Source organism: Actinacidiphila rubida (assembly GCF_900110255.1).
Taxonomy (GTDB): domain Bacteria; phylum Actinomycetota; class Actinomycetes; order Streptomycetales; family Streptomycetaceae; genus Actinacidiphila; species Actinacidiphila rubida.
Genome location: NZ_FODD01000014.1, coordinates 84488 through 109045, shown reverse-complemented (window position 1 = coordinate 109045; position 24558 = coordinate 84488). Strand labels below are relative to the sequence as shown.

17 protein-coding genes are annotated in these 24558 nt (G+C 72.7%); 8 read left to right on the top strand and 9 right to left on the bottom strand.

What is annotated here, in order from left to right; translation table 11 throughout:
- Positions 1–167 precede the first annotated feature (167 nt).
- The 8 genes from BMW99_RS15755 to BMW99_RS15720 form a co-directional block, all read right to left on the bottom strand.
- Entirely contained in the window at positions 168–1382 is a 1215-nt protein-coding gene (locus BMW99_RS15755; RefSeq protein ID WP_069462581.1) for an acyl-CoA dehydrogenase family protein, read from the bottom strand.
- A gap of 1 nt (position 1383) precedes the next feature.
- The gene (locus BMW99_RS15750; RefSeq protein WP_069462582.1) at positions 1384–1890 is read right to left on the bottom strand and encodes a MaoC family dehydratase; all 507 of its coding nucleotides are present in this window, start codon (positions 1888–1890) and stop codon (positions 1384–1386) included.
- 1 nt (position 1891) lies between these two features.
- Positions 1892–3949 (bottom strand): protein meaA, encoded by a 2058-nt coding sequence (locus BMW99_RS15745; RefSeq protein WP_075016991.1) that lies wholly within the window; start codon positions 3947–3949, stop codon positions 1892–1894.
- On the bottom strand, positions 3949–5286 hold the full coding sequence (gene ccrA, locus BMW99_RS15740) for a crotonyl-CoA carboxylase/reductase (protein ID WP_069462584.1): 1338 nt from the start codon (positions 5284–5286) through the stop codon (positions 3949–3951). Before ccrA ends, BMW99_RS15745 begins: the two co-directional genes overlap by 1 nt.
- 511 nt (positions 5287–5797) lie before the next feature.
- Positions 5798–6586 carry a TetR family transcriptional regulator gene (locus tag BMW99_RS15735; protein ID WP_069462585.1) on the bottom strand — a complete coding sequence of 263 codons (789 nt, stop codon included), beginning with the start codon at positions 6584–6586 and terminating at the stop codon, positions 5798–5800.
- Between the two features lie 157 nt (positions 6587–6743).
- Complete coding sequence (locus tag BMW99_RS15730; RefSeq protein ID WP_075016990.1) at positions 6744–8624, bottom strand: 3-hydroxyacyl-CoA dehydrogenase family protein; 1881 nt, start codon at positions 8622–8624, stop codon at positions 6744–6746.
- A 274-nt stretch (positions 8625–8898) separates the two neighbouring features.
- On the bottom strand, positions 8899–9426 hold the full coding sequence (locus tag BMW99_RS15725; protein ID WP_069467545.1) for a GNAT family N-acetyltransferase: 528 nt from the start codon (positions 9424–9426) through the stop codon (positions 8899–8901).
- Between the two features lie 18 nt (positions 9427–9444).
- Positions 9445–10533, bottom strand: coding sequence for an Rv2578c family radical SAM protein (locus BMW99_RS15720; protein ID WP_075016989.1), 1089 nt, complete (start codon positions 10531–10533; stop codon positions 9445–9447).
- A 136-nt stretch (positions 10534–10669) separates the two neighbouring features.
- On the opposite strand from BMW99_RS15720, the gene BMW99_RS15715 reads away from it, so the two are divergent.
- Both BMW99_RS15715 and BMW99_RS15710 read left to right on the top strand, forming a co-directional pair.
- A complete protein-coding gene (locus BMW99_RS15715; protein ID WP_069467544.1) occupies positions 10670–11113 on the top strand; it encodes an SRPBCC family protein in 444 nt (147 codons plus the stop codon).
- Positions 11114–11282: 169 nt separating this feature from the next.
- Entirely contained in the window at positions 11283–13835 is a 2553-nt protein-coding gene (locus tag BMW99_RS15710; protein WP_075016988.1) for an MFS transporter, read from the top strand.
- A gap of 86 nt (positions 13836–13921) precedes the next feature.
- Here the strand turns inward: BMW99_RS15710 and BMW99_RS15705 are convergent, their stop codons facing one another.
- Complete coding sequence (locus BMW99_RS15705) at positions 13922–15631, bottom strand: MFS transporter (protein WP_218108457.1); 1710 nt, start codon at positions 15629–15631, stop codon at positions 13922–13924.
- A 297-nt stretch (positions 15632–15928) separates the two neighbouring features.
- Here BMW99_RS15705 and BMW99_RS15700 point away from each other — a divergent pair, with 297 nt between their 5' ends.
- The 6 genes from BMW99_RS15700 to BMW99_RS15675 all read left to right on the top strand — a co-directional run bounded on the left by BMW99_RS15700 (position 15929) and on the right by BMW99_RS15675 (position 24551).
- Entirely contained in the window at positions 15929–18523 is a 2595-nt protein-coding gene (locus BMW99_RS15700) for an ATP-binding SpoIIE family protein phosphatase (protein ID WP_069465446.1), read from the top strand.
- 88 nt (positions 18524–18611) lie between these two features.
- On the top strand, positions 18612–19334 hold the full coding sequence (locus BMW99_RS15695) for a class I SAM-dependent methyltransferase (protein WP_069465445.1): 723 nt from the start codon (positions 18612–18614) through the stop codon (positions 19332–19334).
- An 85-nt stretch (positions 19335–19419) separates the two neighbouring features.
- Positions 19420–20253, top strand: coding sequence for a M55 family metallopeptidase (locus BMW99_RS15690; protein WP_069465444.1), 834 nt, complete (start codon positions 19420–19422; stop codon positions 20251–20253).
- Positions 20246–21625 (top strand): M20/M25/M40 family metallo-hydrolase, encoded by a 1380-nt coding sequence (locus BMW99_RS15685; RefSeq protein WP_069465443.1) that lies wholly within the window; start codon positions 20246–20248, stop codon positions 21623–21625. Before BMW99_RS15690 ends, BMW99_RS15685 begins: the two co-directional genes overlap by 8 nt.
- The gene (locus BMW99_RS15680) at positions 21622–23613 is read left to right on the top strand and encodes a dipeptidyl-peptidase 5 (protein ID WP_069465442.1); all 1992 of its coding nucleotides are present in this window, start codon (positions 21622–21624) and stop codon (positions 23611–23613) included. Before BMW99_RS15685 ends, BMW99_RS15680 begins: the two co-directional genes overlap by 4 nt.
- Entirely contained in the window at positions 23610–24551 is a 942-nt protein-coding gene (locus BMW99_RS15675; RefSeq protein ID WP_245791479.1) for a S66 peptidase family protein, read from the top strand. The genes BMW99_RS15680 and BMW99_RS15675 overlap by 4 nt, the downstream gene beginning before the upstream one ends.
- Positions 24552–24558: the final 7 nt, after the last annotated feature.

Below are 24558 nucleotides of genomic sequence, written 5' to 3'. Positions count from 1 at the left end.
GCGGAGGATGCCGCGAATTGCTTCTGGGGACGGCGGCTTTCGTCGATGGTATCGGCTGATACCGGCAACACGGCAAGCTCGCAGGCGAGTCGATGGCCGGTTCCCGTAGCCGCACCGATGACGCGCTGTGACATTTGCCTCGAAATTATCGGTGCATATACGGACATTCAGCCCTGGATGCGATACTCCTCCAGGAGCCGTCGACCAATGATCATTTTCTGGATCTCGGCGGTCCCCTCACCGATCAGCAGCATCGGCGCCTCCCGGTACAGCCGCTCGATCTCGTACTCCTTGGAGAAGCCGTAGCCGCCGTGGATGCGGAACGCGTCCTCCACGACCTCCTTGCAGTACTCGGCGGCCAGGTACTTGGCCATGCCCGCCTCCAGGTCGTTGCGCTGCCCCGAGTCCTTCTTGCGCGCGGCGTTCACCATCATCTGGTGTGCGGCCTCGACCTTCGTGGCCATCTCGGCGAGCTTGAACTGCACGGCCTGGTGCTCGGCGATCGGCTTGCCGAAGGTGTGCCGCTGCTGGGCGTAGGCGATGCCCAGCTCGAAGGCCCGGCGGGCGACGCCGCAGCCGCGCGCGGCCACGTTCACCCGGCCCACCTCGACGCCGTCCATCATCTGGTAGAAGCCCTTGCCGGTGGACCCGCCGAGCACCCGGTCCGCGGGCACCCGCACGTCCTCCAGGATCAGCTCGGTGGTGTCGACGCCCTTGTAGCCCATCTTCTCGATCTTCCCGGGCACGGTCAGCCCGGAGACCTTGGGGTTGGGGCCGAACCCCGGCTCCTTCTCGATGAGGAACGTCGTCATCGAGCGGTGCGCGGGCGCGTCCTCCGGCAGTCCCTCGTCGGTCCGGCACAGCACCGCGACGAGGTTCGACGTGCCGCCGTTGGTCAGCCACATCTTCTGGCCGTTGACGACGTACGCGTCACCCTCCCGCACGCCCTTGGTGCGGATCGCCGACACGTCCGAGCCGAGCCCCGGCTCGGACATCGAGAAGGCGCCGCGCACGTCACCGGCCGCCATCTTCGGCAGGAAGTAGTCCTTCTGCTCCTGCGTGCCGTGCTGCTGGAGCATGTAGGCGACGATGAAGTGCGTGTTGATGATGCCGGACACGCTCATCCAGCCGCGGGCGATCTCCTCCACGGCGAGCGCGTACGTCAGCAGCGACTCGCCGAGGCCCCCGTACTCCTCGGGGATCATCAGGCCGAAGACGCCGAGTTCCTTGAGGCCCTCGACGATCTGCGTCGGGTACTCGTCGCGGTGCTCCAGTTCGGTGGCGACCGGCAGGATCTCCTTGTCCACGAAGCCGCGGACGGTGGACAGGATCTCCCGCTGGATGTCGGTGAGCCCGTCGGTCTGCGCGAGGCGGTCGGTCATCTCAGTTCTCTCCCAGCTCCGGGCGGCCGGGCTGCTCCCCGCCCCGCTCCTTGATGTACGTGGCCGTGGGGACCATCACCTTGCGGCGGAAGACGCACACCAGGGTGCCGTCCTGCTTGTAGCCCTTGGTCTCCACATGGACGATGCCGCGGTCGTCCTTGGACTTCGAGGGCCACTTGTCGAGCACCGTGGTCTCGCCGTAGATCGTGTCGCCGTGGAACGTCGGCGCCACGTGGCGCAGCGACTCGATCTCCAGGTTGGCGATGGCCTTGCCGGACACGTCCGGCACGGACATGCCGAGCAGCAGCGAGTACACGTAGTTGCCGACCACCACGTTCCGGCCGAAGTCGGTCGTCTTCCCGGCGTAGTTGGCGTCCAGGTGGAGCGGGTGGTGGTTCATGGTGAGGAGGCAGAAGAGATGGTCGTCGTACTCGGTGACCGTCTTCCCCGGCCAGTGCTTGTAGATCGCACCGACCTCGAACTCCTCGTAGGTGCGCCCGAACTGCACGTCATACCTCCAGCTTGTTCGCGAGCCGGATCTCGTCCACGATCCGGCCGATGATCCCGGTGATACCGAAGTCCTTGGGTGTGAAGACCGCCGCCACGCCAGCGGAGCGCAGCTCCTTGGCATCCGCCGCCGGGATGATGCCCCCGACGACGACCGGGACGTCGTCCGCGCCGGCCGCGCGCAGCCGCTCCAGCACGTCCGGGACCAGCGCGGCGTGCGAGCCGGAGAGGATGGACAGCCCCACGCAGTGCACGTCCTCGGCGACGGCCGCCGCGACGATCTGCTCGGGTGTCAGCCTGATGCCCTGGTACACGACCTCGAACCCGGCGTCGCGCGCCCGGACCGCTATCTGCTCGGCGCCGTTGGAGTGCCCGTCCAGGCCCGGCTTGCCGACCAGCAGGCGCAGCCGCCCGCCGCCCAGCTCCTCCGCGGTCTCGGCCACCCTGCGCCGGACCTCGTGCAGCTCGCTGCCCGGCTCGGCCGCGACCGCCACCGGCGCGCTGCTCACCCCGGTCGGCGCGCGGAACTCGCCGAACACGTCGCGCAGCGCCCAGGACCACTCGCCGGTGGTCACCCCGGCCCGCGCGCACTCCAGCGTCGCCTCCATCATGTTCTCGGTGCCCGCCGCGGCCGCCCGCAGCGCGGACAGCGCCGCCTCCGCACGCCCCTCGTCCCGCGCCAGCCGCCAGTCGTGCAGCGCGGCCACCACCCGGGCCTCGTTGGCCGGGTCGACGGTCATGATCGCGGCGTCCAGGTTCGCGGTCAGCGGGTTGGGCTCGGTGCTCTCGTAGACGTTGACGCCGACGATCCGCTCCTCGCCCGACTCGATCCTGGCCCGGCGCTCCGCGTGCGAGGCCACCAGCTCTGCTTTGAGGTAGCCGGACTCCACGGCCGCCATCACGCCGCCCAGCTCCTCGATGTGCGCGATCTCGGCGGTGGCCGCGTCCACCAGGCCGGCCACCTTCTCCTCGATCACCGTGGAGCCGGCGAAGATGTCGTCGTACTCCAGCAGGTCGCTCTCGTGGGCCAGCACCTGCTGGATGCGCAGGCTCCACTGCTGGTCCCACGGCCGCGGCAGGCCCAGTGCCTCGTTCCACGCCGGCAGCTGCACGGCGCGGGCCCTGGCGTCCTTGGACAGGGTCACGGCCAGCATCTCCAGCACGATGCGCTGGACGTTGTTCTCCGGCTGCGCCTCGGTCAGGCCCAGCGAGTTGACCTGGACCCCGTACCGGAAACGGCGCTGCTTGGGGTCCTGGATGCCGTACCGCTCCCGGGTGACGGTGTCCCAGATGCGCCCGAAGGCGCGCATCTTGCACATCTCCTCGACGAACCGCACACCGGCGTTGACGAAGAAGGAGATGCGGGCGACCACCTCGCCCCTGCGCTCCTCGGGCACCTGCCCCGAGGCGAACACCGCGTCCAGCACGGCGATCGCGGTGGAGATCGCGTACGCGATCTCCTGCACCGGCGTCGCGCCGGCCTCCTGCAGGTGGTAGCTGCAGATGTTGATCGGGTTCCACTTGGGCATGTGGTTCACGGTGTACGTGATCATGTCCGTGGTCAGGCGCAGCGACGGCCCCGGCGGGAACACGTGGGTGCCCCGCGACAGGTACTCCTTGACGATGTCGTTCTGCGTGGTGCCCTGAAGCCCCGCGACCGCCTCGGCGTCCAGCCCCTGCTCCTCGGCGACCACCTGGTAGAGCGCCAGCAGCCACATGGCGGTGGCGTTGATGGTCATCGAGGTGTTCATGCGCTCCAGCGGGATGTCCTGGAACAGCCGCCGCATGTCGCCGAGATGGGACACCGGCACGCCGACCCGTCCGACCTCGCCGCGGGCCAGCACGTGGTCCGGGTCGTAGCCGGTCTGCGTCGGCAGGTCGAAGGCCACCGACAGTCCGGTCTGCCCCTTGGCGAGGTTGCGGCGGTACAGCTCGTTGGACGCCTCAGCAGTGGAGTGCCCCGCGTACGTCCGCATGAGCCACGGCCTGTCCCTCTTTCTGCGCTCGCCCGCCTCCGGCCCGGCCGCGGCCCTTCGCTCGCTCGTCCGCTCGGGAGTCATCAGGCGCCCCGGAAGCGGTTGATGGCCGGCAGGTGGCGCTCGCGCATCTCGGGGTTCGTGACGCCGAGGCCCTCCTCGGGGGAGAGCGCGAGGACGCCCACCTTGCCCTGGTGGAGGTTGCGGTGCACGTCGTACGCGGCCTGCCCGGTCTCCGCGAGCGTGTAGGTGCGGGACAGCGTGGGGTGGATCCGGCCCTTGGCGATCAGCCGGTTGGCCTCCCACGCCTCGCGGTAGTTGGCGAAGTGCGAGCCGACGATCCGCTTGAGGCTCATCCACAGGTACCGGTTGTCGTACTCGTGGTGGTAGCCCGACGTGGAGGCGCAGGTGACGATCGTGCCGCCCTTGCGGGTCACGTAGACCGACGCGCCGAAGGTCTCCCGGCCGGGGTGCTCGAAGACGATGTCGACGTCCTCGCCGCCGGTCAGCTCACGGATCGTGGCGCCGAAACGCTTCCACTCCCGCGGGTCCTGGGTGTGCTCGTCCTTCCAGAACCGGTAGTCCTCGGCGTTGCGGTCGATGATCGCCTCGGCGCCCATCTTCCGGCAGATCTCCGCCTTCTCGGGGCTGGAGACCACGCAGATCGGCGTGGCGCCGCCGGCCAGCGCGAACTGCGTGGCGTAGGAGCCGAGTCCGCCGCTGGCCCCCCAGATCAGCACGTTGTCGCCCTGCTTCATGCCGGCGCCGTTGCGCGAGACGAGCTGACGGTACGCGGTGGAGTTGACCAGTCCGGGCGCGGCGGCCTCCTCCCACGACAGGTGCTCCGGCTTGGGCATCAGCTGGTTGGACTTGACCAGCGCGATCTCGGCGAGGCCGCCGAAGTTGGTCTCGAAGCCCCAGATCCGCTGCTCGGGGTCGAGCATCGTGTCGTTGTGGCCGTCGGCCGACTCCAGCTCCACGCTGAGGCAGTGGGCGACCACCCGGTCGCCGGGCTGCCACTTGTTGACCCCGGGGCCGGTGCGCAGCACCACGCCGGCCAGGTCGGAGCCGATGACGTGGTACGGCAGGTCGTGGCGCTTGGTGAGCGGCGACAGGCGGCCGTAGCGCTCCAGGAACGCGAACGTGGACACCGGCTCGAAGATCGAGGTCCACACCGAGTTGTAGTTCACGGAGCTGGCCATCACGGCCACCAGCGCCTCGCCGGGGCCGATTTCGGGCAGCGGGACGTCGTCCAGGTGCAGCGAGGTGCGGGGGTCCTTGTCCCGGCTGGGGAGCCCGGCGAACATGTCCGCCTCGTCCTTGTGCACGGTCACGGCACGGTACGACTCGGGCAGCGGCAGGGCCGCGAAGTCGGCGGCGGTGCTGTCCTGTTCGAGGATCGCGTCCAGGATTTCCTTCATGTGACTCGCCTCCGGCGAAGCGTTCTCGCGGTAACGCCCGGGGGAACGCAGGGGTCGGGTGGATGGGGCTGCCGTCGTCGGTTCGGCGAAGAACTGCGGAGCTGTGGAGCTGACGGTGCGGCTGAAGGACCGCGCGGTGGCGCGGGAACGATGCCTGTGACGCAGGCGTCCGGGCGCGGGGCTGGGGCCTTGGGGACAGCCGGCGTGCGAAGGATCGCCACACGCCGCCCACCCGGACTTGGGTCTCCCGGCTGCCGCCGGGGGGTGTCCTCACCGTATGGCACTCTGTGCCACTCGTAAAGACACTGCGTGCCAACAATTTCACTCAAGTGTCACCCTCGGCCCTCAGGTGGGCAACAGCAGGGCCCGTACACGCACCACGGCGACAGGCGGCCGCCCGGATCGCTCCGGACGGCCGCCTGTCGCCGGCCTGTCGCTGTTGTGCCGCCTGTGCGGCCGTGTGGCCGCCCCGGGCCCGCCCCGGGGGCCCTGGGGCTGTGCCGCGCCGGGTTCAGGCCCGGCGCAGCGCCTCCTCGATGCTGCGGAGGATCTGGGCCGGCGAGGCGTCGGTGCGCGCCACGGCGACGACCACCTCGCCCTGCCGGGAGACCGTCGCCGGCGCGGCCTCGGCCTTGGTCGGTATCCGTCCGGCGCCGATCCCGGTGCCGAAGGTGTCCTTGATGACGTCGAAGGCGTGGTCGAGCTGCGCCTCGACGTCCCCCTTGCCGTCGGCCCGCAGCCAGCGCCGCAGCACGTGGTTGTGCGCGGCGACCACCGCGGACGCGGCGACCTCGGCCAGCAGCGGATCGTCGTCCCCGTCGTGCTGCGCCCCCTCGTCGAAGTGGCCCAGCAGATAGCGGGTGAACAGCCGCTCGTAACGGGCCACCGAGGCGATCTCGCGCTCGCGCAGCGTCGGCACCTCGCGGGTCAGCCGGTACCGCTCGACGGACACCTCCGGGACCTGCGCGTACATGCGCAGCACCTCGGTGATGCCGCGGCACACGGTGTCGAGCGGGTGCTCGCGCGGGTCGGCGGAGTCCAGCACCGCCTGCACCCGCACCAGCGTGTCGTCGTGGTCGGGGAAGATCGCCTCTTCCTTGGAGCGGAAGTGGCGGAAGAACGTCCGCCGGGCCACGCCCGCCTTCGCGGCGATCTCGTCGACGGTCGTGGCCTCGTAGCCCTGCGTCGCGAACAGCTGCATCGCCGCCGCGGCCAGGTCCTGGCGTACCCGGTGGCGCTGGGCCGCGGCGCGGCGGCCGCTCGCGGTGTCGGAGGCGTCGGAGCGCACGGCTGGGGGCATGTGGGGAACGTAACACGCCGGAGCCCCCCGTCCGGAAGCCGGCGGGAATCCGCCCCAGCCCACCGGACGGGCCGTGTCGTCCCCGGCGTCCCCGGAGCTGCCCCGGCCGCGGGCGCGGCCGGGGCTCCGGCCGGCGCCGCGACCCGCCGCAGGGCGGTCAGCGCCGGGCATACTCGCGGAAACCTCGCCCGGTCTTGCGGCCGAGACAGCCCGCGGACACCAGGTGCTCCAGCAGCGGCGCCGGCGCCAGACCGGGGTCGCGGAACTCCTCGTGCAGCACCTGCTCGATGGCCAGCGAGACGTCCAGGCCCACCACGTCCAGCAGTTCGAACGGGCCCATCGGATAGCCGCCGCCGAGCTTCATCGCCGCGTCGATCGCGTCGACGGTCGCATAGTGGTCCTGGACCATCTTCACGGCGTTGTTCAGGTAGGGGAAGAGCAGCGCGTTCACGATGAAGCCGGCCCGGTCGCCGCAGTCCACCGGGTGCTTGCCGACCGCGCCGCACAGCTCCCGCACGGTCGCGACCACGTCGTCGTCGGTCAGCACCGTGCGCACCACCTCGACCAGCTTCATCGCCGGCGCGGGGTTGAAGAAGTGCATGCCGACCACGTCCTGCGGGCGGCCGGTGGACCGGGCGATCGCCACCACCGGCAGCGAGGACGTCGTGGTCGCCAGCACCGCACCCGGCTTGCAGACCTTGTCCAGCATCCGGAACAGCTGCTGCTTGACGAACAGGTCCTCCGCCACGGCCTCGACGACGAGGTCGGCGTCCGCGAACGCGTCGTAGGACCCGGCCGGCGTGACCCGGCCGACCGCCGTGTCCCGCTCCTCCTGCGTCAGCCGGCCCTTGGCCACCGAGCGGTCCAGGGACTTCGCCAGCCGCGCCACCGCGGCCTCGGCCTTCTCCGGGGTGCGCGCGGCCAGCACGACCTCGAACCCGGCCTTGGCGAACACCTCGGCGATGCCGGTGGCCATCGTGCCCGAACCGGCCACGCCCACCGACCGCACGGAGCGGCCCGCGACCGCGTCCGCGCGGGCGGCCGGCGTCTCGGCGTCGGGCACCACGGTGGAGCCGCCGGGCGCGTCGTAGCTGTAGAAGCCGCGGCCGGACTTGCGGCCGAGCAGGCCGGCCGCGGTGAGCTGCTTGAGCACCGGGGCCGGCGCGTGCAGACGGTCCCGGGTGGCCTCGTACATCGCCTGCAGCACGGTCGTGGCGGTGTCGACGCCGATCAGGTCGAGCAGCGCCAGCGGGCCCATGGGCAGGCCGCAGCCGAGCTTCATCGCCGCGTCGATGTCCTCACGGGTGGCGTACCTGGCCTCGTACATCGCGGCGGCCTGGTTGAGGTAGCCGAACAGCAGCCCGTCGGCGATGAATCCGGGGCGGTCGCCGACCGGCACCGGCTCCTTGCCGAGGCGGACCACCAGGTCCGTGACGGTCCGCGTGGCCTGCGGCGACGTGAGCACCGTCGAGACCACCTCGACCAGCTTCATGGCCGGCGCGGGGGCGAAGAAGTGCAGGCCGACGACCCGGTCCGGGTACGAGGTGTCGGCGGCGAGCCGGGTCACCGACAGGGCGTTGGTGCCCGTGGCGAGCACCGCGTCGGGCCGGACGATCCGGTCCAGTGCGGTGAAGACCTCGCGCTTGGTGTCGTAGCACTCGTCCACGACCTCGATGACCAGGTCGGCCTCCGCGGCCGCCTGCAGGTCGGGGAAGGTGCGGAACCGGGAGAGGGCGGCGGCGCGTTCGGCGGCCGCGACCCGGCCGCGCTCGACGGCGCGGGCGGTGGAGCGCTCCAGCGCGGCGACGGCACGGCGTGCCGCGTCGTCGCTGACGTCGATGCCGATGACCTCGTGGCCGGCCAGGGTGAGCACCTCGGTGATGCCGGTGCCCATGGTGCCCAGGCCCACGACGGCGACGACGGGAGGGCGCGGGGCGGCGGCCGAGGCGGGGGACCCCGGGGAAGCGGGGCCCGGGGAGGCCGCGGAAGCCGGGGAGGAGGGGGAAGGGGACGCTGAGGAAGCAGAGGGACGGTCCATCGCGTGACTCCTGATGACAGGCGAAGTGGAGACGCGGGCTGAACGCACAGGTGGGTGCGCCCGCTGTTACCAAGGCGGACCCTGTCCCGGGGCCGCGCCGCGATGTGCCGAACCGACGTGGTGGTGAAGGTGGCCGTAGCTGCGTCACCAGGCTCCGGTCACCTGACTTGAGACTAACTCGTGGGTAACTTGAGCGCTACCCCTGTGCGCATGTGATGTCTTCCACCGCCAGATGAGCGCCCGGTCCGTCGAGTGGCGGTCGACGTGCCCGTCCTCACGCCACCGCGCGGGCGTAGCGCACCTCGCGCAGCCGAACCCCGTCGTAGTCGTCGCTGGTCTCGCCGCCGTCGGGCGCGAAGCCGGCCGCGGCATAGAAGCGCCGGGCCCGCGCGTTCTCCGCGAGCACCCACAACAGCAGCCGGGTGCGGCCGAGTTCCGCGGTCTGCCGTACGACCTCCGAGGTCAGCGCACGCCCGACGCCGGTGCCCACGTGCTCGGGGACCACGTACAGCGCGTACAGCTCGCCGTCGCCCGCGTCGTCCGGCTCACCGCGGTAGGGGCCGAACGCCGCCCACCCCACCGGTGCACCGTCGACCACCGCCAGCAGGTTGCGCACCCGGCCGGCCGAGCGGGCCAGTGTCTCCCGCCGCCACGCCGCGTCCGCCTCCGGGTCCATCGCGTCCAGGTAGCTCTGCGGCACGATCCCCGCGTACGCCCACCGCCAGCCCCGCACCCGGATCCCGGACACCGCCTCGACGTCGGCCCCGGTCATCTCCCTGATCTGCACCGTGCTCTGCGCCATGCGCAGACTCTAGAGGGATCACAGCAGGGTGAGCTGGGTGTTTTCCGGCTGCCGCGGGATCCCGGGCGCGGCCTCGTGGTTCCGGTCCGCGGCCGTCCCCGGAACGGCGTCCGAAGCGGGGGTCCGCCGGTCCCGTGCCGCCTCCCCGCGGGTGCCCCGGTGGCCGCCGGGCCCGCAGCCGAACTCGGCCGCGAACTCGTGGACCTGGCGGGTGATGCGGCGCTGGTACCAGGTCGGCGCATAGGCCCCGTCCGCGTACAGCGCCTCGTAACGCCGCACCAGATGCGGGTGGTTGCGGGCCAGCCAGGCCATGTACCACTCCCGGGCGCCGGGCCGCAGATGCAGGACCAGCGGCGTGATCGAGACCGCGCCGGACGCGGCGATCGCCCTGACCGTCGCCCGCAGCTGCTCGGGGGTGTCGCTGAGGAACGGCAGCACCGGCGCCATCAGCACGGTCGGCGGGATGCCGTTCTCGCTGAGGGTGCGGCAGACCGCCAGTCGCGTCTCGGGGGAAGGCGTGCCCGGTTCCACGCTGCGCCACAACTCGCCGTCGGTGAATCCGACGGACAGCGCGATGGACACTTCGGTGACGCTCGCGGCCTGCCGCACCAGCTCCAGATCGCGCAGGATCAGCGAGCCCTTGGTGAGGATGGAGAACGGGTTGGCGCGGTCCCGCAGGGCCGCGATGATGCCGGGCATCAGGCGGTACCGGCCCTCGGCCCGCTGGTAGCAGTCGACGTTGGTGCCCATGGCGACGTGCTCGCCCTTCCAGCGCGGCGCGGCCAGCTCGCGGCGCAGCAGCTCCACCGCGTTGGTCTTCACCACGATCTGGGTGTCGAAGTCGCGGCCCGTGTCGAGGTCCAGGTAGCTGTGCGTCTTGCGGGCGAAGCAGTACACGCAGGCGTGGCTGCACCCGCGGTACGGGTTCACCGTCCACTCGAAGGGCATCCGCGAGGCGCCCGGCACCCGGTTGAGGATCGACCGGGCGCGTATCTCGTGGAAGGTGATGCCGCGGAAACCCGGCGTGTCGAAGGTGCGGCTGGTCACGGCGTCGGAGCCGAACAGCGCCCCCGCCGCGTCGTCGCGGTTGAGTCCGTCCCAGCGCATCGCACACCCTCCTGCGGTCGTCCCGCCCCCCGGGCTCCCTGCCCGGGACCCACAATAGAACACAGATTCGAAATGCGGGTGTGATTGGCTTGGGCGCCGCGTGAAGAACGCGCACGGACACAACCGAGGAGTAGTCATGCCGCTGGTCGAGGCCACCACGGAGCGGATCGTCGAGGCGGAGCCGGAGCGGGTGTACGACGCCCTCGCCGACTACGCCGGCACCCGCGGCCGGGTGCTTCCCGAGCAGTTCAGCGAGTACGAGGTCAGGGAGGGCGGCCAGGGCGCGGGCACCCTCGTGCACTGGAAGCTGCAGGCGACGAGCAAGCGGATCAGGGACTGCCTCTTCGACGTCACCGCGCCGTCGCCCGGGCAGCTGGTGGAGACCGACCGCAACTCGTCGATGATCACCACCTGGACCGTGACGCCGGCCGGCACCGGCCGCAGCAAGGTCGTCGCGGTCACCACCTGGCAGGGCGCCACCGGCGTCGGCGGCTTCTTCGAGCGCACCTTCGCCCCCAAGGGCCTCAACCGCATCTACGGCGAGGTGCTGACCGCGCTCGCGGCCGACGTCGAGAAATAGCACCCGGGTGACCCACGTGCCGCCGGGAACGCCAGGTCACCCGATTGGTTTCGTGATCCTTCACTGATACGGGTGGTTCTGCCTACTTCCTGAGAATCGCCGCGCTCGTCCCTCGTTGTCGCCTCATGCGGGAAACGGTGGCGGAGCAGGCGCGACGAGGGGAGCGGCAGTGAGTGGCGGCACGCTGATCGAGCGGACCGAGGCGGGGCCCGGGGAGGGGCCCCGGCCCGGCGGCCCCGGTGATCCCGGCGCCGCCGCGCCGGGTGCCGCGGACCCCGGCAGCCTCCCGGCGGCACCGGCGGACGCAGCGGGCACGGCCGGCGCCGCCGGTGCCCCGGGAGCGGTCGTCCTGCCCCCGCGCCGCGTCCGGCTGATCTTCCTCGGGCTGATGCTCGCCCTGCTGCTCGCCGCCCTCGACCAGATGATCGTGGCGACGGCGCTGCCGAAGATCGTCGGCGAGCTGCACGGCCTGGACAAGATGTCCTGGGTGGTCACCGCCTACCTGCTGGCCTCCACCATCGGCCTGCCGATCTACGGCAAGCTCGGCGACCTTTTCGGCCGCAAGGGCGTCTTCCAGTTCGCCATCCTGACCTTCGTCGTCGGCTCGGCCCTGGCCGCGTGGTCGCGCACCATGGACGAGCTCATCGCCTTCCGCGCCATCCAGGGCATCGGTGGCGGCGGGCTGATGATCGGCGTGCAGGCGATCATGGCCGACATCGTGCCGCCCCGGCAGCGCGGCCGCTACATGGGCCTGATCGGCGCCGCGTTCGGCCTCGCCTCCGTCGCCGGGCCGCTCCTCGGCGGCTTCTTCACCGACCACGCCTCCTGGCGCTGGTGCTTCTCGATCAACATCCCCTTCGGCCTGGTCACCCTCGTGGTGATCACCCTCGTCCTCAAGCTCCCCAAGCCCACGTCCAGGCCGCGGCTCGACGTGCTGGGCGCGCTGCTGCTCGCCGTCGGCTCCACCTGCCTGGTCCTGCTCACCACCTGGGGCGGCTCCACGTACGGCTGGCGGTCCCGGGAGATCCTCGGGCTGGGCGCCGGCGCCCTGGTCTGCGGGGTCCTGTTCGTCGTCGTCGAGCGGTTCGCCGCCGAACCCGTCATCCCGCTCCGGCTGTTCCGCGACGGGGTCTTCAACGTCACCGCGGTCGTCGGCGGTGTCGTCGGCGTGGCCCTGTTCGGCGCCGCCAGCTATCTGCCGACGTTCCTGCAGATGGTCGACGGGGCCAGCGCCACCGGCTCCGGGCTGCTGATGCTGCCGATGATGCTCGGCGTCGTCGTGGCCTCCATCGGCAGCGGCCAGCTGATCAGCCGCACCGGCCGCTACAAGATCTTCCCGCTGCTCGGCGGCGCCCTCTCCTCGGTCGGCATGTACCTGCTGTCGCGGATGGACGCGAACACCCCGCAGCTGCGGTACAGCTGCTCCATGGCGGTGCTCGGCCTGGGCATCGGCATGATCCTGCCGGTGCTGGTGCTCGCGGTCCAGAACTCGGTGCGGCCGTCCGACATCGGCGCCGCCACCAGCGCGAACAACTACTTCCGGCAGATCGGCGGCTCGGTCGGCGCCGCCGTCTTCGGCACCCTGTTCGCCGACCGCCTGACCAAGCGCCTCGCCGTCGAACTGCCGCGCGGCGCGCACCTGCCCGACCCGCAGTCGGTCACCCCGCAACTGGTCCGCACGCTGCCCGGGCCGGTGCGCCACGGCTACATCGCGGCCTACGCCGAGGCCATGCCGCGGATCTTCCTCTACCTGGTGCCGGTCCTCGTCCTCGGCTTCCTCTTCGCCTTCCTGCTCAAGGAGAAACCTCTGGTGACCCAGCACGGCCCGGCCGCCCCGGCGGCCCACGAACCGTCGTACGACGGCCTGTACGACCCGGCGCACACCCCCGCCAACGGCACCCCGCTGGCCGACGCGCACGGTGCGCCCGACGCCGGCTTCCCCGGCGCCCGCAGAAGCCACACCGGCGGCGTCCCCGTGTGCGGCGCCGTGCTGCACTCCGACGGCACCAGCGTGGGCCGCGCCGCGCTCACCCTGATCGACGGCTCGGGCCACCAGGTGGGGCGCGGCGCCACCGGAGAGGACGGCAGGTATGCGCTCAGCACCCCCGGCCACGGCAGTTACGTGCTGATCGCCGCGGCCGGCGGGCACCAGCCGAAGGCCGTCAGCGTCACCGTCGGCGACCATCCCGTGGAGCTGGACGTGGTGCTGGGCGGCGCGGGCCGCCTGGCCGGAGCCGTGCACACCGCCGACGGCACGCCCGTCAGGGACGCCGTGGTGACGCTCACCGACGTCCGCGGCGACGTCGTGGCCAGCGCCCGCAGCGGCCGCGAGGGCCTGTACGTGCTCAGCGAACTCGTCGCCGGCGAGTACACCCTGGCGGCGAGCGCCCCCGCGTTCCGCCCGGCCGCGCTGCCGGTGTCCGTGCAGGCGTCCCGGGAGACCCGGCAGGACGTCGAGCTGGCCGGGGGAGCGGTGCTGCGCGGCACCGTGCGGGCGCCGGGCGGCCGCCTGGTGGAGGACGCCCGGGTCACCCTGCTGGACGCCGCGGGCAACGTGGTGGACTCCGTCACCACGGGCGCCGACGGGCACTTCCGCTTCGTCGACCTCGCGTCCGGCGAGTACACCGTCATCGCGGCCGGCTACCCGCCGGTGGCCACCGTCCTGCAGGTCGCCGGCGGCGGCCGCACCGAACGGGACATCCAGCTCGGCCACGCCGACTGAGCCGCGCGGGGGAGGCCGGCGGCGAACGCCTGCGGGGCCCGGATCCCCGGGCCCCGCAGGCATGAGACACGTGGACGCGGCGGGGGTCAGCCGCCGCTGCCGGCCGGGACCTCGGGGACCGGTGCCCCGGCTCCCTGTGTCGAGTCCTTGGCGCACTGGGTGCCGCGGATCAGCGCGTACGAGCCGCCGATCCGGTAGGTGCCCCCGCTGGGGGCGTAGAGCCGGGTCCAGTCGCCGTCCGGCGTCAGGCACCCGTGCTTGTTGTCCTTGGCGCCCTCGATGCCCAGCACCGGCGACCACGGGATGCGCAGCACCACGGAACCGCTGTGCGGCATCGTCACGGTCAGCTCCGCGGGCCCGGCCTCGTTGACCACCGCGGGCGGATCGGCGAGCGGCTCGGCACCGCTGACCTCGTACACCTTCCAGTGCGCGTCGTTCCACACGGGCTTCAGCCAGGGGTTGCCCGCCGCGACGATCTTGGCCTCGGCGACGCCCGCGCCGTCCGGCTCGTCGGACGGCAGCACCACGTAGTTGACGCTCCACCGGCGCAGCCAGTCGCGGTAGCTGTCCGGGGTCAGGGTGCCGTCGTAGAAGAGCGGGTTGCGCTCGACGTCGGCCTGCCGGTTCCAGCCGCGGGCCAGGTTGACGTACGGGGACAGGCCGGAGGCCTCCCAGTGCGAGCGCAGCGGCACGACCTCCACCCGGCCGCGGTCGGCCCTGACCTGCCGCAGCTCGGTGATCAGGGGCCCGGCGGTCTTGATCGTCGACGACACCGCGGACGTCTGCACCTGGTCGATGATGGGCTTGGTGATCTGCCACACGGCCACCCCGGCGAACGCCAGCCACAGCAGCAGCGTCCGGCGCGGGCCCCACGTGCTGCCCATCGCGATGATCAGCACCACGGTCCCGCCGAACAGCAGCGCCAGCCGCTCGACGTTGCTCCCGATGGGTGACGGGATCACGTAGGTCAGGGCCACGCCGAGCGCGTACACCCACGCGCCGAGGTAGAGGGAGCGCCACCTGCGCGGCACCACCAGCGCGGTCACCACCGAGATGGAGAACGGGATGATCGCGAAGTACCAGTTGAAGGGCTGCACCCCGTAGAACGGGAACAGCAGCGACGTCGCGCCGACGACCAGCGGCGGCGCGGCGGCCAGCACGTAGGACTCGGTGCGGCGGCCGGTGAGGAACATCGAGGCCGCGACCACGAGCAGGAACAACCCGGCCACCGGGCTGCACATGGTCGCGAGGGCGGCCGTGGCGACGGCGACGGCCATCCGTCTGGTGCGGCCCTTCACCGCCCGCTCAGCCGGGAACAGCAGCACCGCGGAGACGAGGGCGAACATCATGCCCAGCGCGAACGTCACCCGGCCGGAGACGACGTCACACCAAAGAGCGAACACCGTCCACGCGATGGGGATCAGCGGACGCTCGATCCGCGACCGCAGCAGCATCGCGGTCGCCAGCGTCGCCGACAGCGTGCCGGCGAGCACCGCCGTGGTCCGCACCCCGAGGGCCGCCATGATGTACGGCGACAGGATGCTGTAGGAGGCGGGGTGCATGCCGCCGTACCAGGAGAAGTTGTACGACGCCGACGGATGGGCCCGTATGAAGTCCGTCCAGGCGTACTGAGCGGCCATGTCACCGGAGTCCCGGGCCAGGAACAGCGCCCAGAGCACGTGGAGCACGGCAGCGGCCGCGGTCGCCAGGATCAGCGGATTGCGGGGGTCCGCCCACCGCCGGTCCGTCCGGGGTCCCCGGACGGCGCCGATGCGCGCAGGCTGCCAGGTGGTCACGTGGCCTCTTCCGGTAGCGGGTACGGAGTCGTCCCGACCGGGCCCGGCCGGCGGGGGGGTCGAGGCGCCTTCCGGTCGTCGGCCGGACGCACGTCGAACACAGGTGTTTGGACGCTAGCACGACTGCGTTGGTTGCTCGTGCGCGGGCGTGCGCCCGGTTTTGCGCAACGCCTGCCCCGGCAACCCCGGCGGCCGTACCGTGGTAGCGGCATCGCAGATCTTGTGCCGCCGGGCTCCCTCCCCTGGAGCTCGGCGGACGCGTGCGGCGGGTGCCACGGGAAGGAGCCCGACGAGACCATGGACCGCCGAACCCCGCCAGGGCCATCCGGACGGATCCCGCTCGCGGTGATCGTCGTGGACGCCGACGGCCTGGTGTCGCACTGGAGCACGGGAGCACGGCGGTTGTTCGGCCCGTCCCGCGACGAGGCGGTGGGCCGCCCCGCGCTGGACCTGTTACCCGTGGGCGGCGCGCTGGACGAGGCGCTGTCCGGCCGCGCGGCGGACTTCGGCGCCGCCTCCCCGGAGGGCCAGGAGGGCGCCTACGGAGCGGCCTACCCCCTTCCCGGCGGCGTGCCTCACGACGCGGAGTCCCCGTTCGCGCTGGGATCCCCCTACCCGACGGCCGGCCGTGCCCGGCTCCACGACCACGCCGCTCCGCCCGTCCCCGCGGACCCTGCGCAGCGCCTCACGGTGAGTACCCCGGGCACTGGGAGCACTGCGGACGCCGTCGGCGCCGGCGAGGAAGGCCGCGAGCCCGGCCCGCTCGACGTGCTGTGGTGGGCGTACCCGCTCGCCGGACCCGGCCCGGAGCGGCTGCTGGTCCTCGCCGCCGACGCCGCCCAGGTCGAGCCCGAGGCGGCCGGGGCGGACCCGGACGCGGAGGCGGCGACCGCCGAACCGCGGCTCGTCGAGCGGACCGCCCCCGGCTTCGCCCTGCACACCGAGTTCGCCGGCGCCGACCAGCTGGCCAAGCGGCTCCCGGAGATCCTGCCCAGCATGAACCCGCTGGACAGCGCCCGGATCGTCGCCCAGGTCCTGGAACTGGGCTATCCCGTCCTGGAGATCAGCCGGCACGACCGGGTGCCGGTCACCCCCGACTGGGGAGTGCCGCGCCGTGTGGAGCGGCAGGCCAGGCGGATCGCGGCCGCCGCGGCCGCCGCGCTGGACCCGGCCGCCGCCCCGGCCGAGGACCTGGCGCCGGACCTGGAGTACGCCGCGGTGCGCGAGCGCCTGGAGTTCCTCAACGAGGTCAGCGGCCGCATCGGCACCTCCCTGGACCTGGCCCGCACGATCCAGGAGGTCAGCGAGGCGGTCGTGCCGCGCTTCACGGACGTGGCCGGGACGTACCTGCGCGAGCAGGTGCTGGCCGGCGAGGGCTTCCCCGACGGCCCGCCGGACGTGACGACGATGTGGCACCGCGTGGCGGTCGAGCACACCGACGAGCCGGGCCGCTGGGACGACGTGGTGCCGGTCGGCGAGTCGATGCCGTTCCCCGCCCGGACGCCGTTCTTCCAGTGCATGACCACCGGTGAGCCGGTGCTGGTCCCGCGGATCAGCGAGGAGATGGGGAACGCCATCGCCGCGCAGTTCCCCAAGCGCGACATCAGCCCGCTGATCAACAACCGCTCCATGCTGGTCGTCCCGCTCAAGGCCCGCACGGTGGTGCTCGGGTTCATCGTGCTGCTGCGCCACCGCGAGCGCGTGCCGTTCGACGACATGGACCGGGTCACCGGTGCCGAGCTGGCCGCGAGGGCCGGTCTGGTGCTGGACAACGCCCGTATGTACACGTACCAGGAGAACGTCGCCGACACCCTGCAGGACAGCATGCTGCCGCACATCGCGCCGCACATGCCGGGCTGCGACATGGCGACCCGCTACCTCCCGGGCACCCGGATGGGCCGGGTCGGCGGCGACTGGTTCGACAGCATCAAACTGCCCGGGTCGCGGCTGGCCCTGGTCGTCGGCGACGTCATGGGACACGGCCTGAACTCCGCGGCGATGATGGGCCAGTTCCGCACCGCCGTGCAGACCATGGCGGCGCTGGACATGCCGCCCGCGCACCTGCTGCGCACCCTCGACGACCTGGCGCAGCGCCTCGGCGACCAGTACCTGGCCACCTGCGTGTACGCGGTCTACGACCCGGTGGAGTCCGAGCTGCGGATGGCCAACGCCGGGCACATCCCGCCGGTCCTGGTGCGCGCCGCGGACGGCCGCAGCGAACTGCTGGAGATGCCCACCGGCGCCCCGCTGGGCGTCGGCGGCGTGCCCTTCGAGGAGGTCAGGTTCCGGGTGGCGCCCGGCGACCGCCTGGTGCTGTGCACCGACGGGCTGGTGGAGGTGCGCGGCCAGGACATCGGCACGGGCCTGGCCGCCCTGTGCGAGAGCGCGGCCCACCCGGCCGCGTCCATGGACGACGCGTGCGACACGATCATCCGCGCCCTCAACCCCCGCGACGGCCGCAAGGACGACGTCGCCCTGCTGATGGCCCGCCTGAACGGCATCCCGCGGGAGGACGTCGCCGCCTGGGAGCTGGACATCGACCCGCGCGAGGCCGGCCGGGCCCGCCGGCTGGTCCGGCAGACCCTGCGCGACTGGGGCCTCGACGCGATCGCCGGGACGGCCGAGACGCTGGTCGGCGAGGTCGTGGCCAACGCCCTGCGGCACGCCCACACCCGGCGGGTCGGCCTGCGCCTGGTGCGGGCCGGCGCCCTGCTGTGCGAGGTCAGCGACGACGACCACGCCCTGCCGGTGCTGATGAGCGCCGGCCCGCAGGACGAGGGCGGCCGGGGCATGCGCATCGTCAGCAGGCTGGCCCGTGAATGGGGCACCAGCCGCACCGCGCACGGCAAGACCGTCTGGTTCGAGCAGACGCTGCCGCGCCGGAGGCACTGACACGGGGGTCGGGCCGGGCAGCCCCGCGGGCGCGCCCTTCCCGTGCACGGTCACGTTCGGTCACGTTCCTGGGGAGTGGTGAGTACGTGTGAAGGTGTCCAGCGAGTACGAGCAGGCGTGGGAGGGGTTCTGGCAGGACGCGCCCGCCGAGGCCGGCGGCGTCTTCTGGGACGCCGATCCCTCGGTGACGGCGGCGCGGCACCTGCCGCACTTCGAGCCGCACTTCGACCCGGGGCTGCCGCTGGTGGACCTGGGATGCGGCAACGGCACGCAGACCCGCTTCCTGGCCGGGCGCTACGACCGGGTGGTCGGCGTGGACCTGGCCCGCGCGGCCGTCGCGCTCGCCCGCCGCGACGATCCGCGCGGCACGGCCGACTACCGGCGGCTGGACGGCGTCGACGCCGACGCGGTGCGGCGGCTGCACGACGAGCTGGGCGACGCCAACGTCTACATGCGCGGGGTGCTGCACCAGTGCCGGACGCCGGACCGGGCCGCCTTGGTGGCGGGCATCGCCGCCCTGACCGGGGAGCGCGGCCGGGTCTTCGCCGTGGAGCTCGCCGAGGCCGCCAAGGAGGTGCTGGCGGGTCTGGCCGCCGGCCCGCAGGGGCCGCCGCTGAAACTCCGCGCGGTTTTCTCGCACGGTATCGCGCCGGGCGAGGTGGCCGACGCGGCGGTGCCCGGCTACTTCCACGAAGCGGGTCTCACGGTGCTGGCCGAGGGTGAACAGCCGCTGGTGACGACCGAGTTCACACCCGACGGCGAGACCGTCGAGGTTCCGTCGAAATGGCTGGTGGCGGGCCGTCCAGGGTGACCTCGAGAGGTATAGACCACTGAAGTTGTCCACAGGTCGCGGGGGGCTCTGGCCGGGGCCCGCCGCGGCCGCGTAACGTGACGGCATGAAGATCCTCATCTCCGCGGACATGGAAGGCGCGACCGGTGTGACCTGGCCGGCCGACGTGCTGCCCGGCAGCGAGCAGTGGCAGCGCTGCCGCCACCTGTTCACCTCCGATGTCAACGCCGCCGTGGCCGGCTTCTTCGACGGCGGCGCCGACGAGGTGCTGATCAACGAGGCGCACTGGACCATGCGCAACCTGCTGCTCGAGAAGCTCGACGAGCGCGCCCAGATGCTCACCGGCCGCCACAAGGACCTCTCCATGGTCGAGGGCGTCCAGCACGGCGACGTCGACGGCATCGCGTTCGTCGGCTACCACACCGGCGCCGGCACCGAGGGCGTCCTCGCGCACACCTACCTCGCCAACTCCATCACCGGCGTGTGGGTGAACGGCGAGCCCGCGAGCGAGGGCCGGCTCAACGCCCTGGTGGTCGCGGAGTACGGCGTGCCCGTCGTCCTCGTCACCGGCGACGACCGCACCGGCATCGACGCGCAGGGCTACGCGCCGCTCGCCCGCACCGTCGCGGTCAAGGACTACGTCTCCCGGTACGCCGCCGTGTGCCGCCCGCCGGCGCGCACCGCCGCCGACATCCGGGCCGCCGCCAAGGAGGCCGCGTCCCTCGCGGTCCGCCAGGAGCCCTCCCAGGCCGGGCCGTTCACCGTGGAGCTGGAGTTCGACGCCGTGCACCTGGCCGGCGCGGCCGGTGTCGTGCCGGGCGTGGAGCGGACCGGCGAGCGCCGTGTCGCCTACACGCTGCCGACCATGTACGAGGCCATCCGGGCCTTCAAGGCGGTCACCACCCTCGTCTCGCAGGCCGTGGAGGAGCAGTATGGCTGAGCAGCGGACCACCGCCCCCGCGGCGGCGGATACCTCCCTCGTGATCGACGCGCAGGCACTCGACGAGGTGGTGCGCTTCACCTCCGAGCTGATCCGGATCGACACCACCAACCGCGGTGGTGGCGAGGGCATCGAGCGCCCCGCCGCCGAGTACGTCGCCGAGCAGCTGGCCGACGCCGGGATCACCCCGCAGATCCTGGAGTCCGCACCCGGCCGCGCGAACGTCGTCGCCCGCATCCCCGGCACCGACCCGACCGCCGGCGCCCTGCTGGTCCACGGCCACCTGGACGTGGTCCCCGCCGAGCCCGCCGACTGGACGGTGCACCCGTTCTCCGGCGAGGTGCGCGACGGGGTGGTGTGGGGCCGCGGCGCCGTCGACATGAAGAACATGGACGCGATGGTGCTCTCCACCGTCCGCGCCTGGGCCCGCAGCGGGCAGCGTCCGCCGCGCGACATCGTGCTGGCCTTCACCGCCGACGAGGAGGACAGCGCCGCCTACGGCTCCGGCTACCTCGTCGCCGAGCACGCCGACCTCTTCGAGGGCTGCACCGAAGGCATCAGCGAGTCCGGCGCGTTCACCTTCCACGCCGGCGACGGACTGCGGATCTACCCGGTCGCGGCCGGCGAGCGCGGCACCGCATGGCTCAAGCTCAGCGCCAAGGGCACCGCGGGCCACGGCTCCAAGGTCAACCACGACAACGCCGTCACCCACCTCGCCGCGGCGATCGCCCGCATCGGCGAGCACCGGTGGCCGGTGCGCATCACCGACACCGTGCGCGCCGAACTGCTCGCGCTGGCCGAACTGCACGGCGTCGCCGCCGACCTGGACGACGTCGACGGGCTGCTCGCCAAGCTCGGCCCGTCCGCCACGCTGGTGAAGTCCACCGTGCGCAACAGCGCCAACCCCACGATGCTGGACGCCGGCTACAAGGTGAACGTCATCCCCGGCGCCGCCACCGCCTTCGTCGACGGGCGCATCCTGCCCGGCGGCGAGGAGGAGTTCACCACCACGCTCGACGAGCTCACCGGCCCGCACGTGACGTGGGAGTACCACCACCGCGAGGTCCCGCTGACCGCACCCGTCGACTCGCCCACCTACGCGGCGATGCGCGAGGCGCTGGAGCACTTCGACCCGCAGGGCCACGTGGTGCCCTACTGCATGTCCGGCGGCACCGACGCCAAGCAGTTCTCCCGGCTCGGCATCACCGGCTACGGCTTCTCCCCGCTGAAGCTGCCGCCCGGCTACGACTACCTCGCGCTGTTCCACGGCGTGGACGAGCGCGTCCCGGTCGACGCCCTGCACTTCGGCGTCCGCGTGCTGGACCGCTTCCTGCGCGGCGCCACCGCCCCGGCCGGCGAGGAGGGCCGATGACCGCCGCCCTGCCCACGGCGCCCTACGGCACCTGGCCCTCGCCCATCGACGCGGCGACCGCCGCCGCCCACGACGGCAGCCCCGAGTACGTCGGCGCGGTCGGCGACGAGTTGTGGTGGACCGCGCCGCGGCCCGCCGAGGCGGGCCGCCGCGCCCTGATCCGGCGCCGTCCCGACGGCACCGAGGAGTGCCCGCTGCCCGCGCCCTGGAACGTGCGCAGCCGCCTCATCGAGTACGGCGGCACCCCGTGGGCCGGCGCGATCGTCGACGACTCCCCGCTGATCGTCTTCGTCCACCACGCCGACCAGCGGCTCTACGCCTTCCGCCCGGACACCCCCGGCGACGGGCCACGGCCCCTGACCCCGGTGTCCGGGACCGGCGGCGGGCTGCGCTGGGCCGACCTGGCCGTGCACCCCGAACACGGCGAGGTCTGGGCCGTGCTCGAGGAGTTCACCGGCGAAGGCCCCAGCGACTGCCGCCGCGTGCCGGCCGCCGTGCCGCTCGACGGCTCCGCCGCCGGCGACCGCACCGCGGTCCGCGAACTGACTGCCGAGAACCACCGTTTCGTCACCGGCCCCCGCCTGTCGCCGGACGGCGCCCGCGCCGCCTGGATCGCCTGGGATCACCCGCGGATGCCATGGGACGGCACCGAACTGCGCGTCGCCGACGTCTTCGACGACGGCACCTTCGGCACCGCCCGCACCGTCCTCGGCGGCCCCGAGGAGTCCGTCACCCAGGCCGACTGGGCGCCCGACGGCACCCTGCTCGCCCTCACCGACCGTACCGGCTGGTGGAACCTGCACCGCGTCGACCCCGACAGCGGCGAGGCCGTCAACCTGTGCCCGCGCGAGGAGGAGTTCGGCAACGCGCTGTGGAAGCTCGGCCACCGCTGGTTCCGCGCGCTCGACAACGGCCTGATCGCGGTGCTGCACGGCGTCGGCGCCCTGCGGCTCGGCCTGCTCGACCCGGCCACCGGTGAGATCGCCGACGCCGCCGGGCCGTGGACCGAGTGGAACCCGACGCTCGCCGGCGCCGGCCGCCGCGTCGTCGGTGTCGCCGCCGGCGCCCGCACCTCCTACGAGATCGTCGAACTCGACGCGATCTCGGGCCACACCCGCGTGGTGGGCAACGCGCACCACGACACCGTCGACCCCGCCTACCTCCCCGAGGCACGGCACCGGGTCTTCACCGGCCCCGGCGGCCGCGAGGTGCACGCCAACATCTACCCGCCGGCCAACCCGGCCGTCACCGGGGAGGGCCCCGCGCCCTACGCGGTGTGGGTGCACGGCGGACCCACCAGCCGCGCCGGAATGGTGCTGGACCTGGAGATCGCCTACTTCACCTCGCGCGGCATCGGCGTCGCCGAGGTCAACTACGGCGGCTCCACCGGCTACGGCCGCGCGTACCGCAACCGGTTGCGCGAGCAGTGGGGCGTCGTCGACGTCGAGGACTGCGCGGCGGTCGCCGCGGGCCTCGTCGCCGAAGGCGCCGCGGACCCGGACCGGCTGGCCATCCGCGGCGGCAGCGCCGGCGGCTGGACGAGCGCCGCGGCGCTCACCTCCACCAGCACCTACGCCTGCGGCACCGTCATCTACCCGATCCTCGACCTGTACGGCTGGTCGCCCGCCGGCGGCGAGACGCACGACTTCGAGTCCCGGTACCTGGAGACGCTCATCGGCCCGCTGGACGAGGTGCCCGAGCGGTACCGCGATCGCTCGCCGGTCCACCACGGCGACCGCATCGACGTACCGTTCCTGCTGCTGCAGGGCCTGGACGACGTGATCTGCCCGCCCGTGCAGTGCGAGCGGTTCCTCGCCGCGGTCGCCGGCCGCGGCATCCCGCACGCCTACATCGCGTTCGAGGGGGAGAGCCACGGCTTCCGCCGCCTCGACACCATGGTCACCAGCCTGGAGGCCGAACTCTCCCTGTACGGCCAGGTGTTCGGGTTCACCCCGGCCGGCGTCCCGAAGCTGGAGCTGACCACGTGAGCGAGCACATCCCCGCGACCGGGCTGACCCGCCCGCACCGGCTGCAGCCCGGCGACCGGATCGGGATCGTCGCCCCCAGCGGACCCGTCCCCGCCGACCGGCTGGAGGCCGGCCTGGACATCCTGCGCGGCTGGGGCCTGGACCCGGTCGTCGCCCCGCACGTCACGGACACGCACCCGTCGGGATACCTGGCAGGCGCCGACCGCGACCGCGCCCAGGACCTGCGGGACATCTGGTGCGACCCGTCGGTCGCGGCCGTGATGTGCGCGCGCGGCGGCTACGGCGTGCAGCGCATGGTCGACCTGGTCGACTGGGACGCGATGCGCGCGGCCGGCCCCAAGCCGTTCATCGGCTACAGCGACATCACCGCGCTGCACGAGGCGTTCGCCAGCCGGCTGGGCCTGGCCACCCTGCACGGCCCGATGACCGCCGCCGAGACGTTCCTCAAGGACGGCCCGACGCAGGAGCACCTCAAGCGCACCCTGTTCACCCCGCAGGACACCCAGGTGCTGACGTCCGCGACGGCCGGCACCCTCGTGCCCGGCACGGCCGCGGGGGTCACCCTCGGCGGGTGCGTCAGCCTGCTCGCCGCGGACCTCGGCACCCCGCACGCCCGGCCGTCCGCGGCCGGCGGCATCCTGGTGCTCGAGGACGTCGGCGAGGAGACCTACCGGCTCGACCGGATCGTCACCCAACTGCTGCGCGCCGGCTGGCTGGACGGCGTCGCCGGTGTCGTCCTCGGCTCCTGGCAGGACTGCGACCCCTACGAGGACGTGCGGGCGCTGTTCGCCGACCTCCTGGGCGGGCTCGGCGTGCCGATCGTGGAGGAGTTCGGCTTCGGCCACTGCCCGTCCACGCTCACCGTCCCGCTGGGCGTGCCGGCCGTGCTCGACGCCGACGCGCGCACCCTCACCCTCGACGTGCCCGCGCTGGTCTGACGCCCGG

Coding starts and splice junctions, on each gene's coding strand:
- BMW99_RS15755 (WP_069462581.1), bottom strand. CDS start 1,382: ATGACCGACCGCCTCGCGCAGACCGACGGGCTCACCGACATCCAGCGG.
- BMW99_RS15745 (WP_075016991.1), bottom strand. CDS start 3,949: ATGACTCCCGAGCGGACGAGCGAGCGAAGGGCCGCGGCCGGGCCGGAG.
- ccrA (WP_069462584.1), bottom strand. CDS start 5,286: ATGAAGGAAATCCTGGACGCGATCCTCGAACAGGACAGCACCGCCGCC.
- BMW99_RS15735 (WP_069462585.1), bottom strand. CDS start 6,586: ATGCCCCCAGCCGTGCGCTCCGACGCCTCCGACACCGCGAGCGGCCGC.
- BMW99_RS15730 (WP_075016990.1), bottom strand. CDS start 8,624: ATGGACCGTCCCTCTGCTTCCTCAGCGTCCCCTTCCCCCTCCTCCCCG.
- BMW99_RS15725 (WP_069467545.1), bottom strand. CDS start 9,426: ATGGCGCAGAGCACGGTGCAGATCAGGGAGATGACCGGGGCCGACGTC.
- BMW99_RS15720 (WP_075016989.1), bottom strand. CDS start 10,533: ATGCGCTGGGACGGACTCAACCGCGACGACGCGGCGGGGGCGCTGTTC.
- BMW99_RS15715 (WP_069467544.1), top strand. CDS start 10,670: ATGCCGCTGGTCGAGGCCACCACGGAGCGGATCGTCGAGGCGGAGCCG.
- BMW99_RS15700 (WP_069465446.1), top strand. CDS start 15,929: ATGGACCGCCGAACCCCGCCAGGGCCATCCGGACGGATCCCGCTCGCG.
- BMW99_RS15690 (WP_069465444.1), top strand. CDS start 19,420: ATGAAGATCCTCATCTCCGCGGACATGGAAGGCGCGACCGGTGTGACC.
- BMW99_RS15685 (WP_069465443.1), top strand. CDS start 20,246: ATGGCTGAGCAGCGGACCACCGCCCCCGCGGCGGCGGATACCTCCCTC.
- BMW99_RS15680 (WP_069465442.1), top strand. CDS start 21,622: ATGACCGCCGCCCTGCCCACGGCGCCCTACGGCACCTGGCCCTCGCCC.